Origin of the sequence: Clostridium sp. 2218st1_F5_2218SCRN_220325 (assembly GCF_039062665.1) — a bacterium.
GTDB lineage: Bacteria > Bacillota > Clostridia > Peptostreptococcales > Peptostreptococcaceae > Intestinibacter.
Genome location: NZ_JBCLNH010000014.1, coordinates 15,570 through 32,562 on the forward strand (window position 1 = coordinate 15,570; position 16,993 = coordinate 32,562).

Genomic DNA, 16,993 nt, shown 5'->3' on the forward strand with positions numbered 1-16,993 from the left:
CCTTTGGGTTCCTTTTTGTTTTGTATTATTAATAAATTATAAGTATATACTTGCGAGAAAGCTGTATTTTATAAGATATTTTCAATTCAGTATAAATTAAAGTAATAAATTTCCAAAATAATGAATACAATGTATTTTTCTAGTACATAATCCAATTAATAAATTTAGAAATGAGGAGTGAAGCTATTGATATCAAGTAATTTATTATCTATTATTCCAGAAAAAATATCAAGAAAATATAAAGTAATACCGATAGAATTAAATGGAGATACCTTAGTAGTAGGTGGAAGTAGAGCTGATTTTAACACTATACAAGATTTAAATATTATAACAAGGAAAAATATTGAATTTAAACAATATCCAGAAGAACAAATAATTAAAGAAATCGAGGCAGCATACGGAAACAATATTGAAGTAGACGAAGATTATGCATATAAGATTTTTGAAACAATATTAGAAAATGCTGTGTCTAAAAATGTAAGTGATATACATATAGAACCTTTTGATAATTACCTCATAATCAGATTTCGTGTAGATGGAGAATTATATGAAGCATTCAGATATACACTTGATTTACATATACCACTGACATCAGTTATAAAGCTAAAATCGGGAATTGATATTACAGAAAAAAGACTTCCCCAAGACGGACGAGCAGATATAAATATAAAAGATAAATTAATTGATATTAGAACATCGACAATTCCAACAACTTATGGAGAAAAGACAGTTCTCAGAATTTTAAACAGAGATAATTTTTTTAAGACGAAAGAAGAAATAGGTTTTTCACAAAAAGCCGTACAAATCATAAATCAAATGATATCAAATAATTCAGGAATAGTATTAATTGTAGGTGAAACTGGATGCGGAAAAAGCACAACAATGTACTCTCTATTAAACGATTTAAATAAAATCTCGAGAAATATTCTAACAATAGAAGACCCTATAGAGTACAAGATGGATGGAATAAATCAAATACAAGTAAATTCAAAGGTAGGATTAACTTTTGAAAAAGGCTTAAGAGCAATGTTGAGACAAGATCCAGATGTAATAATGGTTGGAGAAATAAGGGATTCAGAAACTGCAAAAATAGCTATAAGAGCGTCCATAACTGGGCATTTAGTACTCAGCACATTACACACTAATGATACAGTTTCATCAATAACTAGACTCAAAGATATGGGAGTAGACTTGTATCTAATAAGTGCATCATTAGTTGGAGTTATAGCGCAGAGATTAGTTAAAAAGGTATGTCTATACTGTAATGGAGAAAATAATTCATGTGAATATTGTCATGGAAGTGGATATTTAGGTAGAACTGTAGTTTATGAAATTCTACAAATAGACGATGAGATTAGACAATGTATTAGCGATATAAATAAACATAAAGAAATAAAAGATATGGCTATAAAAAGTGGAAAAATGATTACATTTGATGATAGCTATAGAAATATTGCATCAATGACCTTAGCAGAAAACATATAAAAATGTAATAGATATGGTTTATATCTATAAATTATAAAAATAAAATGATAGAGGTGATTTATGGAATACTACAAATGTGTTGTATATGATGAACAAAATAAAAGAAAGGTAATACATCTAGATTTTGATTCGGAATGTGAAGTATTAAAATATGCTAAAGAAAATAAGCTTAGTATATCATCTATGAAAAAGAAAAAGTCGTTATTTAATTTTAGAAAAAAACTTAACGAAAAAGATTTAAAGATTTTTTGCAAGGAGATAGGGATTTTACTCGAATCAGGAAGTGACATCATATCATTATTAGAAATGTTGGAACAACAATCTAGTAAAAAACTAAAACCGATAATAAAAAGTATATTAAATAGCATAAAAGAAGGAAATTCGATAACCGAATCGTTTAAACATACAAATGCATTTTCAAATTTCTTTATAAGTATGGTGCATACAGGAGAATTAAGCAGTAATCTGGACCAAGTTATGTATACATTAAGTGACTATTATGATAAAGAGTCTAAAGTAAAAGGCAAAATTAAAAGCTCTAGTATATATCCTATCATCTTAGCTGTTGCGACAGTATTGTCTGTTTTTGCTATGCTGTTTATTGTTGTCCCAAAATATGAAGAAATTTATTCGCAAAGCAATGCAACAATGCCAGCGATAACACAGATAATGATATCTGTATCAAATTTTCTTAGACATAATTTTATCCTTATATTTTTTATAGGATTTACATTAATAATCTCAAGTATATATTTAATTAAAAATAACGATGAATTAAAAGATGATGTATATAGATTGAGTTTTAAATTGCCTAAGATAGGTGATTATAGATTGATGGATATTACAAACAGGTTTTCAAAATCACTATACATACTAATTAGAAGTGGTGTGGAAATAGTTTGTGCAATAGATATATCAGCGAAGGTGATAGATAAAGATTACCTATATAAAAAAATATCAATTGCTAATAACTCTATAAAAGAAGGAAATAAAATAGGTGAATCTCTTGATGATATAAATTTATTTTCGCCATTTTTTATAAGAATGATATCAGTAGGAGAGGCATCAGGTAGATTAGAAGAAACTTTAGCAGTTGTTAATAAATTTTATGAAAGTGAAATTGAGCAAAATATTGAAATCACAATGAAGTATTTTGAGACAGGAATCACTTTAGTGATGGGAATTATAGTAGGAATAATTGTAATAGCGATGGTAATTCCAATGTTTAATATGGTTTCTGCATTTTAAAAATAACTAATTTCAAAGGAGGAATTTTATGAAAAACATAGTTGAAAATTTGGTGAATATATTAAAGGCAAAATCTAAAAGAGGGATACTGACATATAAAAAAGATGGCTTCAGCTTAATTGAAGTAGTAATCGCAATAACATTAATGGCAATCCTTTCAGGAATTGCAATGACAAGTTATACAAAAGTACAACAAGATGCAAAGAAGAATATGGACTATACGACTGCGGCAAATATTGCTACAGCAGCACAACTAGCTGATGCAGATGGAAAGGCAGTTAGTATTGAAAACTTAGTTAAAGAAAATTACCTTCAATCAACTCCTAAATCACAACAAAAAGATGCTGGTGATTTTGAGGTTACAATAGATGATAACGGAAAAGTAACCGTAACTTTAGGTAAAGAGACATATTATCCAAGAGAATAAAAATATTTAAAATAAATAATTCCATAAATAAAATGAATAAGGAAATTATGAGGAATAATATTTGGATTGTGAGGTGATCTTATTAGAACTTGTATAACAATTAAACTAAATAATTACGATAGTGAAATATTAATAATAGATAAATCCCCCTTAAAGCTAGATGTAATAGATTGTATCAATATAGATAAAGGAATAAAAGAACTCAAAAGATTAAATATAAAAAGGGAATTTATAAAAAATCTAAAAGAAATTATAAAAAAGTACAATATAAAAGAAGTATTTTTCGTCGTTCAAAATTCACAAATTATAATCAGAGAACATAAGGATTTACCCAAAATAAGAAAAAGAGATTTAGATGGATATATAAATTTTGAAATATTACAGGATAGTCTCTTAACTTTAGATGACTACATAGTAAAATACAAAATTTTAGACTACAGAAAAAATAAAATGGATTTGCAGATAATTTTGTTTCCAAAAGAAATAGAAAAAATTTGCTTAGATATAGCGACAGGCTTAAATCTGAAACATAAATATCTAAATATGAATTTTGATATATTACAAAAATTGATAGATCGAGAAAAGATTAATTTAAAAAATAATGATTGTATGGTTATTGAAAATATGGATGATGTAATAATTTTAAATTATATTAAAATGAAAAAAATTTATACATCAAATGTATTTAGTAAAGAAAGTAGTTCAGAATATATAACTAACTTATTAGATAAAGATATTGATATTTTTTATTATGGAAAAGAAGATAATTTTATAAATACACTCAAAGAAAATGGATTTAAGGTATATAAACTTAATTCTAAATTAAATATAAGTTATTTATGTTCAGACAAAACAATAGATATTCAAAATAACAAATATTTAGTAAATATAGGAGTTGTAATTTAAAATGAGTAAAAATAGTAAATGTATTAATATTTTTGAAAAAGATAAAAAAGATTTAAATTTATATCAAATAAGTATTTTGATTATAGTATTTATGACAATATTACAAATTGGGATAAACTCATTTAAAAACAACCAACTTAATGAATTTATTTCAGATTATGAATATGAAAAAGATTTAAAAACTAGTGAGATTAATACTTCATCATCTAACAATTTAAATAAAGAAAAATCTAAAATAAATTTATCTAAGATAAAAGAAATAAGTTCAATCATAGGCATAGAAAAAATCCAAAGTATATATTCTGACTCTAATAAAGTAGAAATTCAGGGGTATTGTGAAGATACAGAAGTATTACAAAAAGTATCTGACTTAGAAAATATAAATAAATTTGATATTCAAGAATTACAAAAGAAAGACAACAAATACTTTTTTAAGATTGAATATACATTAGGAGGAAAAAATTGAAACTATTAAAAAAGAATAAATCACTATGTTTTTTATTGATAATAGCAACAATTTATGTTCTAGTTACATTATTATATATAAATCCTCTTAGAGAGAAAAATACTAAACTAGAAGAAAAAAGGAATGAAATTTTAACTTTAAGACAAGAAGACGATTCTATACAAGTATTTTCAGAAAAAGAAAAGGTTGCAGAGGATATAATTTTATCAATAGAAAAGAGCATAGGAAATTTAGTAGATATAAATTTTATAAATAAACAATATGAACAAGGTGAGCAATCCGAAGTAGTAATACTAGAATTGAATTTTTCCTCAAATTCAAAAAATCTATTTAAAATAGATAAAAAATTAAAAGAATTAGATTTATATGACTTAATTGAAATGATAAAAATAGAAAATTCCCAAATAGAAACTGATCAAGACAGAAAAATAAATTGTACTATGACGTTTAGAGTCGTTTAAAAGGCTATAATCAAAAAACAAAGTGATAAATGTAAATCAATGGAGTTATATAAAGGAAAATGTAGTATGAATATACTTAATTTTAAGAGGAAAAAAACATCTTCTTATAGAAAACTAATTTAATTGACTAAAAGCTATGACATAAAGAAAATCTAAAGAAGAATGGGGGATTTAAAGTGATTGGGAGAAATGAACCTTGTCCATGTGGCAGCGGAAGAAAGTATAAAAAATGCTGCCTAGAAAAAGACAAAGCAAAAGACATCGCGAGAAATAGGGTTAAATTAGCGGAAGGACAATTTGACACTATAATGAAAAAGGTAATAGAATTCTCTAGTGAATATGAAAAGCCATATAAAAACAAATGCGAAGTAGACTTTGGAATTACAAATTATGAATTAGAAAATGTAATGAACGTATACTATCTAGTAAATTTTAAATACAACAAACAAAGTAGTATAATGCTAGATTATCTTAATAAAAATAAAGCAAATATCAATAAAACTGATGAAGAAATAATTGAAAATACATTAAACTCATACATGAGTGTATATCAAGTTAAAGAGAAAGATATTAATAAGGTGTTACTGAGAGATATTCTATTAAATGAAGATTTATATGTAGAGGACATTGACTTATTTAGTTTGTATAAGGAAGGTGAGTTCTTACTCGCGAGGGTCGTCAATGTAGGTGGAACTAAAATTTTCTTAGACAAAACAATTAAAATAAGCGAAAGTAGAAAGACCCAGATTAAAAATGACATAGACAATAGATACAAACAGACTAAAAAGAAATGCAAAACAAAGAAACAGTGCTTAATAAATAATATTAAATTTATGTATCAAAATTTAATTAAATCACGAAGAGAATATATAGTACAAACCCCATGCAATGAAGAAAGTAATAATACAGAAGGCATATTAAACAATGCTGTGGTGCATAACAATATAAAATCAATAGCACCAAAGAGTGAAAAAGAAAAAGAACGTGAATTAAAGCTACTAATGGTTAGACAGAGAGAAAAAGAAATTGCTCAAAAACAAAATATGAAAGAAGAAAAATTTGAACAACCAATAGTTCAACATGGTGAAAAAGAAATTATTTTTGAAGTTGAAGAACAAACAGCACAAAAAACAAAAGAAAAGATTAAGAGACAAATAGCAATGCCATTAGTTGAATTTATTAAAGAAGAATACACAAAAGAAGAACCGACAATAATTCAACAGGCAGAAAAAGAAGCTATTTTTGAAATTCAAGAACAACCAACAGATATTAAAACACAAGAACTTAAAACAGACTTAGATTTAAATACAACTCAAGAAATTAACAACATATCAAATAAAACAAAATCGAAATTGACTAAAGAACAGAGAAGAAAACAAAACTCAAATCTTATTAATAAAGATAGCAAAGAAATTGATGAAAAACTGGTGAAAGAACAAAATGTAATTAATCAAAAAGACAAATTACCAGAACTGGTGAATAAACCTACAACAAAAGTAGATAAACTGGTGATAGATAAAGTCAAAGAAGAAAGTAATACACCAGAAAAACTGGTGGCAATAAAAGACAAACGACAAGAAAAACCACAAGAAAATAATAAATCAAAAGAAATAATAAGACATAAAGAAAAACCAAATTACAATCAAAAAATATCAGAACTGGTGTCAGATAAAGAATTAAAACAAAAAGTAAACAAAGCACGCGAACTGGTAGTAGATAAAGTAGCAGAGGAAATAGAAAAAGCAAAAGAACTAACAGTAAATAACTCACAACATCAAGATAACAAAAATCCAGAAAACATGGTGATGAAAGAACCACAATATACACATAAAGAAAAAGAAGTAGCTATGAAAAAAATTGAGGATAAGGATAAACAAGGAAAACTGGTGATGGGACAAGCCCAACATGAAATTGTGGCAGATATTGATTATGAAGGGGTAGTTGCAATAAAATCAAATTCAGCTTTGGTAGATACAACATCCAAATCCGACGAAGATAATAAAGTTACTTTAAAAGAAAAACCACGAAGACAAGTAATGGCAAGAAAATCAAGAAATCCAGAAGGATTTAAAGATAGAAACAGAAGAAATAAGAGATTAGAAGATAAATTAAAACAAAGAATAGAAACGACAAAGAGACAAGAAGAAATAAAAGCTAGATTAGAACTTATTAGAAAAGAAAAATTACTCAAAGAAAGAGAATTGAGATTAAAAGAAAAAGAATTACAACTTGAAAAACAACTTTCCGAAATAACTTCACAATCAGCTACTAAAAAGTCAGAACCTATAATTGCTAAGCATATGGAAGGGGTAGTGAAGAATAAGGATTGCAATGTTGAAAAGACAGAAGAGCAGTTGACGACTAGGATAGAGAGAATACCTATATATAAAGCAGAAAAAATTGAATCTAAGATAGAAAATATATCAATGTCAAAAATTGAGCAGCAAATTGAATCAAAAATAGAAAATAATATAGTTGCAAGATTAATGGTGGAAGATCCACCTAAGGAAAAACCATTATTAGAGGTGACAGAGGAGAAGAAAAATCTAGATAAAAATACAAAAGAAGTTACAAATGATAAAAAAATTAAAAAAGAACCAAAACAAGAACTCAAGCAAGAGTCCAAAAGTGATAAATTAGAAAATAAGCAAGATAAAAATAAAAAAAAGACAAAAACTAATAAAAGCAAACAACCAAAAGAGCAGTGTAAAGTATATGACGTATTAATATCGAAAGTAGAAGACAAGTATAAAGAACAATGCATAAAAGAATGGAAAAAATTTAAACAGACATATGAATCCTATACAGGAAGTGAGAATGGCTGGGCAGCAGCCATTGAATACGAAGTTAGAAAAGATAGCGATGATACAGTGACACAAGGACAAATCTCGAAAAAATACAACATCAGCGTTAAAACTTTAAGTAAGAGATATAAAGAATTAAAAATAAGCTAAAAATATCCCTATAAAGTAGTTAAAATACGGTAATACTACTTTATAGGGTATTTTTTCGTTAAATTTCACATATTTAAGTCAAATAAAATAATAAAATTTATGTAAAAGTCTTTTAATATATAAAAAAAATGATAAAATATAAAAAGAAGTATATTACAGAGAAAGAGGTATTTTTATGAGTTTTACTTTAGGAAATCCTATTGCAGTATCAACTAATTTTATAAAATCAAATCCAGCAGTACCAGTGTATAAAGGTGCTGAAGAACCACAAAATTTATTCGGAGTTATATACCATATAGAAATAGGTTATAACGAAGGTAACCAAGAGAAAATAAAACAATATATAATCATAGACTTTAAAGAATACGATTTATCTTCTGAAAGTAAAGAAGAATTAATAAATATAGCTAAATCATATTGTGAATCAAAAAATATATCACAAGAAGATGAATTAGAAATAGCTCTATTAGACAATGAAGAGGTTGAAAACTTCTTAGAAAAAGTATTCAACAACATGAAAGTAATAAGAGGACTTATAAGTGAAAAACTTTAACGAATAAAAAGCGAACTCTAAGAGTTCGCTATCTTTTTGAAAATGAATATATAAAAAGATAGATTGCAAAATAGAAATGGAGGATGTTTATATGCTGAGAGTATCTAATATCAAATTAAGCATAGATGACGACAAATCAAAAATAAAAAGTAGTGTACTAAAAAAATTAAAAATAAAAGAATCAGATTTACAAAAATACTTTATATATAAAGAATCAGTAGATGCAAGAAAAAGAGGAAAGATAGACTTTGTATATACTGTTGATGTAATTGTAAAAAATGAAAGTAAACTTCTAAATAAAAAATTAAAAGATGTTGTAGAAATAAAACAAAGAGAATATATCGGTGTTGAATCTGGAAATCAAGAATTAAAACATAGACCAGTTGTAATCGGAAGTGGTCCTGCTGGATTATTTGCAGCTTTAGTTTTAGCACAAAGAGGGTATATGCCTATAATGCTTGAAAGAGGATTAGATGTAGACAATAGAACGAAAGATATAGAAAACTTCTGGAAAGAAAGAAAATTTAAAAATAACTCTAATGTACAATTTGGAGAAGGTGGAGCGGGTACTTTCTCAGACGGAAAATTAACTACAAGAATTAAAGATATAAGATGTAGAAAAGTATTAACTGAATTTGTAAACTTCGGTGCACCAGATGAAATCTTATACTCTAATAAGCCTCATGTTGGAACAGATATACTTAAAGATGTCGTAAAAAATATAAGAGAAGAGATTATAAGACTTGGTGGTATAGTAAAATTTGATTCAAAAGTAACTCAAATTAATATGGAAGATTCAAAAATAAAATCTGTAGTAGTTAATGGAGAAGAAGTTATTGAAACAAATGTAGTAATACTAGCAATTGGACATAGTGCAAGAGATACTTATGAAATGCTATATGAAAATGGAATAAAAATAAACCAAAAACCATTTGCAATAGGTGCTAGAATAGAACATCCACAAATATTAATAAATGAATCTCAATATAAAGAATTTTATAATCATCCTAGATTAGGTGCGGCAGATTATAAATTAATAGAACATACATCTAACGGAAGAACAGCATATACATTCTGTATGTGTCCAGGAGGAACAGTAATAGCATCAGCATCAGAAGAGGGTGAAGTTGTTACTAACGGAATGAGTGAACATGCCAGAGATAAAGAAAATGCAAATAGTGCATTCTTAGTAAATGTAAGACCTTCTGATTTTGGAAGTGACCATCCATTAGCAGGAGTTGAGTTCCAAAGAAAATATGAAAGATTAGCATTTGAATTAGGTGGAGGAAATTACAATGCTCCAATTCAATTAGTAGGAGACTTCTTAGAAGATAGAGTTTCAACAAAATTAGGTAAGGTTAAACCTTCATACCAACCTGGATATACTTTTGTAGATTTAAGAAAGTGCCTACCAGATTTCGTATGTGAAACTATGAAAGAAGCTTTACCAAAGCTAGATAAAAAATTAAACGGATTTGCGATGAAAGATGCAGTTTTAACTGGTGTAGAAACTAGATCATCAGCTCCAATAAGAATTGTAAGAGATGAAGAGACTTTAGAATCTGTAACTTTAGAACAATTATACCCATGTGGAGAAGGAGCAGGATATGCAGGAGGTATAGTAACTGCTGCTGTTGATGGTATAAAATGTGCTGAAAAGATAATAGAAAGATATTCTTCAATGAAATAATATAAAAAAATAGATCTGAAAACACTGAAAAAATGAAATTAAATGGTTTATGTGTGAATACATGTAATACTTATGTTAAGTTTATATTAAGAAATTAACAAACCTTAAAAAAAGTATTGAAGTTTATAGTTGCAACATTATAAAATAAACATGTACTTAAATATGAATTTAATTAAAATTCGAATATGATGTATTTACTTAAGGAGGAATAAAGTGCAAATCGTTATAAGTCTTTTAGGGGGTCTAGGTCTATTTTTATATGGTATGAACCTAATGGGGGAATCATTAGAAAAAGTAGCCGGATCTAAAATGAAAAAAATTATTGAACTTTTAACTAAAAACATCTTTATGGGTGTAATTCTTGGTGCTGTAGTAACAGCAGTTATACAAAGTTCTAGTGCCACAACTGTAATGGTAGTAGGTTTTGTTAATGCAGGTCTTATGGGACTTCCACAAGCAGTTGGAGTAATTATGGGTGCAAATATTGGTACAACAATAACAGCCCAAATAGTATCATTTGATTTAACTGGTTTAGCTCCACTTGCATTAGGAATAGGTATTTTACTATATTTATTTGGTGTAAGTGAAAAATATAAACAAGTCGGAGAAGTATTTATAGGTTTCGGTTTACTATTTACAGGTATGGAATCTATGAAAGTAGCAGTAAATCCATTAGCAGAATATAAAGGATTTACAGATTTATTAGCTACATTCGGAAGATATCCAATCTTAGGACTTCTTTTAGGATTTGGTATAACAGCAATAATACAAAGTTCATCAGCAGCAATGGGTATGTTAGTTGTTTTAGCATCTCAAGGATTAGTTCCACTTGCTTCAGCTTTACCTATATTATATGGACAAAATATAGGAACTTGTGTAACTTCATTAATATCAAGTATCGGAGCAAACAAAAATGCTAAAAGAGCAGCTATGATACATTTAATATTTAATATATTAGGAACAATTATTTTCTTAGTATTCTTAAATCGTTTCGTAGTAGATATAGTTGTTAAAATGGATCCAAATAATGTAGCTAGACAAATAGCAAATGTACATACTATATTCAATATAGTTTCAACTTTATTATTATTACCATGTAACAAACTAATTGTTAAATTAGCAATGAAAATTGTTCCAGATAAAAATGATGAGACAGAAGAAGATGAATCAAGAGTAATCAAATATATAGATGACAGAATGATTCAAACTCCACCAATAGCTTTAGCTAGTACAATAAAAGAAGTATCTAGAATGGGTGAAAAAGCTAGATATAGTGTTGACCATGCTATGGAAGGTATATTAGAAGCATCAACTGATGCTATCGAAAAAAGTTTCAAGCAAGAAAAGATAATAAATCAATTACAAAAAACTATATTAAATTATCTTTTAAAATTATCTAAAGCACCATTAAGTGAAGAAGATAGAGAAACTGTAGATGCATTATTCAATACAGTAAATGATATAGAGAGAATAGGTGACCATGCAGAAAACTTAGCAGAAATAGCACAATCAGCAATAGATGGTCAAGTTTCATTCTCAGAACAAGGACAAAATGAAATAAGCGATATGTATAATAAAGTTATTTCATCATATACTTATGCATTAGAAGCTATGGTTACTTCTGATGTACATTTAGCTTGTAAAGTTATAAAAATGGAAGAACAAGTAGATATAATGGAAGAATCATGTAGAGTAAATCATATGAGAAGATTAAATAATAATCTTTGTAGTATAGATAATGGTATCATATATCTAGAAATTTTAAGTAACTTAGAGAGAATTTCAGATCATGCAGCTAATATAGCTGAAAAAGTTATTCAACAAAAAACAGGCGATAATTAATTATTAAAATAAAATGCATTAAAGTATAGATTCGATCTATATTTTAATGCATTTTTTTATGTAATCATACGAATGATTTTTTTAATATTTTTATAAAAAACTATAATTTATTTTATCATATGTAATTACATTGAACTCTAAAATAACGCTTTCACAAAAACATAGGGCTTTTAACAAGCGAATATTTATTTAGTTAGATATAATTATATATATTTGATATTTTTTATATTAAATATATATGGTATAATTTAGGTGATTGCAAAAGGATCATTTAAAATAATAAATAACTTTAAAAAGAGAGGGATTAATTAATATGACTAAATTAAATTTAGATTATAGTAAGGTATTGGGGTTTTTAGATAAATCAGAAATTGATGCAATGCAACCATATGTGACAGTTGCTCACAACGCTATTCATGAAAAGACAGGGTTAGGAAATGATTTTTTAGGATGGGTAAATTGGCCAGTTGAATATGATAAAGAAGAATTTGACAGAATAAAAAAAGCGGCACAAAAAATACAATCTGACTCAGAAGTATTAATAGTAATAGGTATAGGTGGATCTTATTTAGGTGCAAGAGCTGCAATAGAAATGTGTTCTCATTCTTTCAGAAACAATTTATCAAAAGAAGATAGAAAAGCTCCAGAAATTTATTTTGCAGGAAATAGTATAAGTTCTTCTTATTTAGTGGACTTAATAGAAATAGTAAAAGACAAAGATTTTTCAGTAAATGTAATATCAAAATCAGGAACTACAACAGAACCTGCAATTGCATTTAGAATATTTAAAGATTTATTAGAAAAGAAATATGGAAAAGAAGAAGCAGCAAAAAGAATATATGCTACAACTGATGCTAAAAAAGGAGCACTTAGACAATTATCAGATGAACAAGGATATGAAACTTTTGTTATCCCAGATGATATTGGTGGAAGATTCTCAGTAATGTCAGCAGTTGGTCTACTTCCAATAGCAGCAGCAGGACTTGACATAGATGAAATGATGAAAGGTATGGCAGATGCTAGAGAAGATTTCTCTACAGATGTTATAGATGACAACTATGCATATCAATATGCAGTAATAAGAAATATATTACATAAAAAAGGTAAAGATATAGAGTTATTAGTAAATTATGAACCAGCATTACATTATGTAAATGAATGGTGGAAACAATTATACGGAGAAAGTGAAGGAAAAGACCAAAAAGGTATATTCCCAGCAGCAGTAGATTTCTCAACAGATTTACACTCTATGGGACAATATGTTCAAGATGGAAAAAGAATATTATTTGAAACAGTAATAAATGTAGAGCAACCTAGAAAAGATATAACAATAGAACTTGATAATGCTAATTTAGATGGATTAAACTACTTAGCAGGTAAAGGGTTAGATTTTGTAAATCATAAAGCTTTACAAGGAACTGTATTAGCACATAATGATGGACAAGTTCCAAATATGATAATAAACATAGAAAAATTAGATATATATAACTTCGGTTATATGTCATACTTCTTTATGAAAGCTTGTGGTGTAAGTGGATACTTATTAGGAGTTAATCCATTTAACCAACCAGGTGTAGAAGCATATAAGAAAAATATGTTCGCATTACTTGGAAAACCAGGTTTTGAAAAAGAAAAAGAAGAATTAGAAAAAAGATTATAATACATACTTTTAAATAGAAGTATTTAAGACGATAGAAAAATCCAAGCAAAATGATTACTTAATTTTGCTTGGATTTTTTTGAATATAAATTTCTATTTTTATTTAAGTTTAAATTAAGTTTATGATAATATAATAAAACCATAGAAACGATAATAAATATTAAAAATTTTATTTATAAGATAAATAACATTAATTGAACAAGTAAATCTTATGAATATAGGAGGAATATACAATGTCAAAGAAAAAAAGTATTAGTTTAGTTGTAATTGTGGCAATAATTTGTTCTATTTTAAGTTCATTACTAACAGTAGTTGTAGTAAATAAGACGGGAATATTAAATGGAACAACAAATTCAGTTAAGGGAACTAGCTCACAAATTGTAGTAAGTAATGAAAAAGGTACAAATGTATATCAAGCTGTAAGTGAAAAAGCAAAACCTTCAGTAGTTGGTATAACAACAACTACTTTAAGTAGTGATAATATGTTTTCTATGCCTACTGAATCAACAGGTGTAGGAACAGGGATAATAGTAGATTCAAATGGATATATACTTACAAATTCACATGTTATATCTGATGGTCAAGCAAAAACAGTAAATGTATTATTTAGTGATGGTAGTACAATAGATGGAGAAGTTTATTGGTATGATTCTCAACTTGATTTAGCTATAGTTAAAGTTAATAAAACAGGACTTACAGCAGCTGAATTAGGTGATAGTGATAAAGTACAAATAGGGGATATATCAGTAGCAATAGGTAATCCATATGGATTAGATTTAGCAGGAACAGTTACACAAGGTATAATAAGTGGATTAGATAGAACAATATCAACATCAGAAACAACTATGACAGGTTTAATCCAAACAGATGCAAGTATAAACTCTGGTAATAGTGGTGGACCATTATTAAATTCAAGTGGTCAAGTAATCGGTATAAATACTGCAAAAGCATCAGAAGGTGAAGGTTTAGGATTTGCGATACCAATTAACACTGCAAAACCAATAATAGAATCAATAATACAAAAAGGTAGTTATGAAAAAGTAACTTTAGGGATAAAAGGGACAGATGCATCAAAGTATGCTCAATATTCAAAACAACAATTAAGTACTGATGAAGGAGTATATGTAGCAGAAGTTGTATCAGGTTCAGCAGCAGAATCAGCTGGTATAAAATCAGGAGATATAATAACAAAAATAGATAGTACAAATTTATCAGTTATGTCTGATTTAACAAAAAATCTATATAACTATACTAAAGGTGATTCAGCAACACTTACAATAAATAGAGATGGAAAAGAAATGACATTAAAGGTAAAATTCTAATAAATTAATTATAAGTCACTAAACAAAAAAATAAACCCTATATAGGGTTTATTTTTTTATATATTGTTACATTTTGATGGACATGAAGAACAATCGCAATGTACTGATTTTAATTTATTATTTTTAGAATAGTAATTTAAGAAAATAGCAGTAAGTATAACTACAATTATGAAAGAAGCAAATTGTAATATAGTTACACCGCCAGAATTTCCAAATACTATTAATGAACCGACAAAGTTAACTACGAAACCTACAATCCATGCTACACCAAATTGGTATAGTAGAGAAGCAAGCATCATTTTGTTTCCGTATTCTTTTCTCATAGTAGCTAAAGTAGCTATACATGGAGTATATAATGCGCAGAAAACTAAGAAAGTATAAGCTGTTACAACAGTAAATACTACAGCAATACCAGAATTTAAATTACCAAATAAAATTAAAATTGTATTTACAACAACTTCTTTAGCACCTAAACCAGTTATTAATGCTACTGATATTCTCCAATCAGCAAATCCTAATGGTGCAAATATAGGTGTCATAAGTTTACCTAAGTAAGCTAAGAAACTAGTATTTATATCTTCTGTGAATCCTCCAAAGTTAAATGAAGACATTGCCCATATAAGAACAGACATGAAGAACATAACTGTTACAACTTTGTATAAGAATCCTTTTGATTTATTCCAAGCATTTTTTAAAAGAGCATTTAAAGTTGGAACTCTATATTCAGGAAGTTCTAATACAAATGGCTCTAGTTCAGTTTTATATACTGTTTTATTTAAAATTAAAGCTACTAAGATTGCAACTACTATACCTAATAAGTATAGAGAAGTAGTTACGATAGCTGCATTTTTCTTAAAGAATATTCTTATAAATAGTGCGTAAATAGGTAATTTAGCACCACATGTCATAAGTGGAGCAATAAGTGCAGTTATTTTTCTATCTTTTTCACTTTCTAAAGTTCTTGTCGCCATTATAGCTGGAGATGCACATCCCATACCCATAACCATTGGTATAAAAGCTTTACCTGATAAACCAACTTTGCTCATTATTTTATCCATAAGAAATGCCGCTCTAGACATATATCCACTATCTTCAAATAGTGAAATTCCTAAGAATAAAACAAAGATTAATGGGAAGAATGGTAATGTACCACCTAAAGAACCTAAAATACCATCGACAATCAATGATCTAAACCAAGCACTAGAATGAACTAAAAGTCCATCGACAGGTGCAATAATATAATTTTCTATTAATTCAGTAGATAAATCCTGTAGTGGTCCACCAACCCAATCAAATGTAAATCTAAATAGTAAAAATAAAATTCCGATAAATATTGGATAAGCTAAAATTGGATTTAAGACAATATTATCAATTTTATCGGTAATTGTTTTTTTATTTTTAGAATTATCAATAGTACATCTATCTAATATCGAATCTATTTTTTTATATGTTTGACTTTCATTACCAAAGTCCTCTATATAATTTGTTTTTAAGTTTACGGAATTTCTAATAACTTGTTCTATATTTTCTGTTCCGCTTTTCTTTTTTGCTATTATAGGAACAATTTGTATTCCTAATTCATCTGCCAATTTATCATAATCAATTTTAATATCTTTTGAATCTGCTAAATCAAGCATGTTTAGAAGTAATATAATAGGTTTATTATACTTCATAAGTTGTGTAGTTAAATATAAGTTTCTAGATAAGTTAGATGCATCAACAATATTTAATATAACATCAACATCTTCATTTTCTAAAAAAGATTTAGATACTTTTTCTTCGTTTGAGAAAGTATCCATTGCATAAATTCCAGGTAAGTCGACAATTTTAATATCTTTATTTAAATAACCTTCCTTTTTTTCAATTGTAACTCCTGGCCAGTTTCCTACATACTGATTAGAACCAGTAAGTAAGTTAAAAATAGTAGTTTTCCCTACATTTGGGTTTCCAAATAAGGCAACGTTAATCAAAATAGATCAC

13 protein-coding genes are annotated in these 16,993 nt (G+C 27.4%); 12 read left to right on the forward strand and 1 reads right to left on the reverse strand.

Going from position 1 to position 16,993, the window contains the following annotated elements; all coding sequences use genetic code 11:
- Window positions 1-186: 186 nt before the first annotated feature.
- From ABCM86_RS09205 to ABCM86_RS09260, 12 genes are all read left to right on the forward strand, one after another.
- On the forward strand, window positions 187-1,485 hold the full coding sequence (locus tag ABCM86_RS09205; RefSeq protein ID WP_343003878.1) for a GspE/PulE family protein: 1,299 nt from the start codon (window positions 187-189) through the stop codon (window positions 1,483-1,485).
- 60 nt (window positions 1,486-1,545) lie between these two features.
- Entirely contained in the window at window positions 1,546-2,733 is a 1,188-nt protein-coding gene (locus ABCM86_RS09210) for a type II secretion system F family protein (protein WP_295733424.1), read from the forward strand.
- A 28-nt stretch (window positions 2,734-2,761) separates the two neighbouring features.
- The gene (locus ABCM86_RS09215) at window positions 2,762-3,160 is read left to right on the forward strand and encodes a prepilin-type N-terminal cleavage/methylation domain-containing protein (protein ID WP_295763404.1); all 399 of its coding nucleotides are present in this window, start codon (window positions 2,762-2,764) and stop codon (window positions 3,158-3,160) included.
- 450 nt (window positions 3,161-3,610) lie between these two features.
- Window positions 3,611-4,066, forward strand: a complete 456-nt coding sequence (locus ABCM86_RS09220) for a hypothetical protein (protein ID WP_295676404.1) — start codon at window positions 3,611-3,613, stop codon at window positions 4,064-4,066.
- Between the two features lies 1 nt (window position 4,067).
- Entirely contained in the window at window positions 4,068-4,532 is a 465-nt protein-coding gene (locus ABCM86_RS09225; RefSeq protein WP_295676407.1) for a hypothetical protein, read from the forward strand.
- Window positions 4,529-4,993 (forward strand): hypothetical protein, encoded by a 465-nt coding sequence (locus ABCM86_RS09230; protein ID WP_343003880.1) that lies wholly within the window; start codon window positions 4,529-4,531, stop codon window positions 4,991-4,993. Before ABCM86_RS09225 ends, ABCM86_RS09230 begins: the two co-directional genes overlap by 4 nt.
- A gap of 176 nt (window positions 4,994-5,169) precedes the next feature.
- Window positions 5,170-7,947, forward strand: a complete 2,778-nt coding sequence (locus ABCM86_RS09235) for an SEC-C metal-binding domain-containing protein (RefSeq protein ID WP_343003882.1) — start codon at window positions 5,170-5,172, stop codon at window positions 7,945-7,947.
- A gap of 175 nt (window positions 7,948-8,122) precedes the next feature.
- Entirely contained in the window at window positions 8,123-8,500 is a 378-nt protein-coding gene (locus ABCM86_RS09240; RefSeq protein WP_195929633.1) for a hypothetical protein, read from the forward strand.
- Between the two features lie 91 nt (window positions 8,501-8,591).
- Entirely contained in the window at window positions 8,592-10,190 is a 1,599-nt protein-coding gene (locus tag ABCM86_RS09245; protein WP_343003883.1) for an NAD(P)/FAD-dependent oxidoreductase, read from the forward strand.
- A gap of 213 nt (window positions 10,191-10,403) precedes the next feature.
- The gene (locus ABCM86_RS09250; protein ID WP_343003884.1) at window positions 10,404-12,032 is read left to right on the forward strand and encodes a Na/Pi cotransporter family protein; all 1,629 of its coding nucleotides are present in this window, start codon (window positions 10,404-10,406) and stop codon (window positions 12,030-12,032) included.
- A gap of 313 nt (window positions 12,033-12,345) precedes the next feature.
- A complete protein-coding gene (locus tag ABCM86_RS09255; protein WP_343003885.1) occupies window positions 12,346-13,692 on the forward strand; it encodes a glucose-6-phosphate isomerase in 1,347 nt (448 codons plus the stop codon).
- A 232-nt stretch (window positions 13,693-13,924) separates the two neighbouring features.
- The gene (locus ABCM86_RS09260) at window positions 13,925-15,013 is read left to right on the forward strand and encodes a trypsin-like peptidase domain-containing protein (RefSeq protein WP_195929637.1); all 1,089 of its coding nucleotides are present in this window, start codon (window positions 13,925-13,927) and stop codon (window positions 15,011-15,013) included.
- Window positions 15,014-15,069: 56 nt separating this feature from the next.
- On the opposite strand, the gene feoB is transcribed toward ABCM86_RS09260, so the two are convergent.
- Window positions 15,070-16,983 carry a ferrous iron transport protein B gene (gene feoB / locus ABCM86_RS09265; RefSeq protein ID WP_295763393.1) on the reverse strand — a complete coding sequence of 638 codons (1,914 nt, stop codon included), beginning with the start codon at window positions 16,981-16,983 and terminating at the stop codon, window positions 15,070-15,072.
- Window positions 16,984-16,993 lie beyond the last annotated feature (10 nt).

Bases quoted from the DNA above. Each gene is read 5' to 3' on its own strand.
- ABCM86_RS09210 (WP_295733424.1), top strand. From the start codon at position 1,546: ATGGAATACTACAAATGTGTTGTATATGATGAACAAAATAAAAGAAAG.
- ABCM86_RS09215 (WP_295763404.1), top strand. From the start codon at position 2,762: ATGAAAAACATAGTTGAAAATTTGGTGAATATATTAAAGGCAAAATCT.
- ABCM86_RS09220 (WP_295676404.1), top strand. From the start codon at position 3,611: ATGGATTTGCAGATAATTTTGTTTCCAAAAGAAATAGAAAAAATTTGC.
- ABCM86_RS09225 (WP_295676407.1), top strand. From the start codon at position 4,068: ATGAGTAAAAATAGTAAATGTATTAATATTTTTGAAAAAGATAAAAAA.
- ABCM86_RS09240 (WP_195929633.1), top strand. From the start codon at position 8,123: ATGAGTTTTACTTTAGGAAATCCTATTGCAGTATCAACTAATTTTATA.
- ABCM86_RS09245 (WP_343003883.1), top strand. From the start codon at position 8,592: ATGCTGAGAGTATCTAATATCAAATTAAGCATAGATGACGACAAATCA.
- ABCM86_RS09255 (WP_343003885.1), top strand. From the start codon at position 12,346: ATGACTAAATTAAATTTAGATTATAGTAAGGTATTGGGGTTTTTAGAT.
- ABCM86_RS09260 (WP_195929637.1), top strand. From the start codon at position 13,925: ATGTCAAAGAAAAAAAGTATTAGTTTAGTTGTAATTGTGGCAATAATT.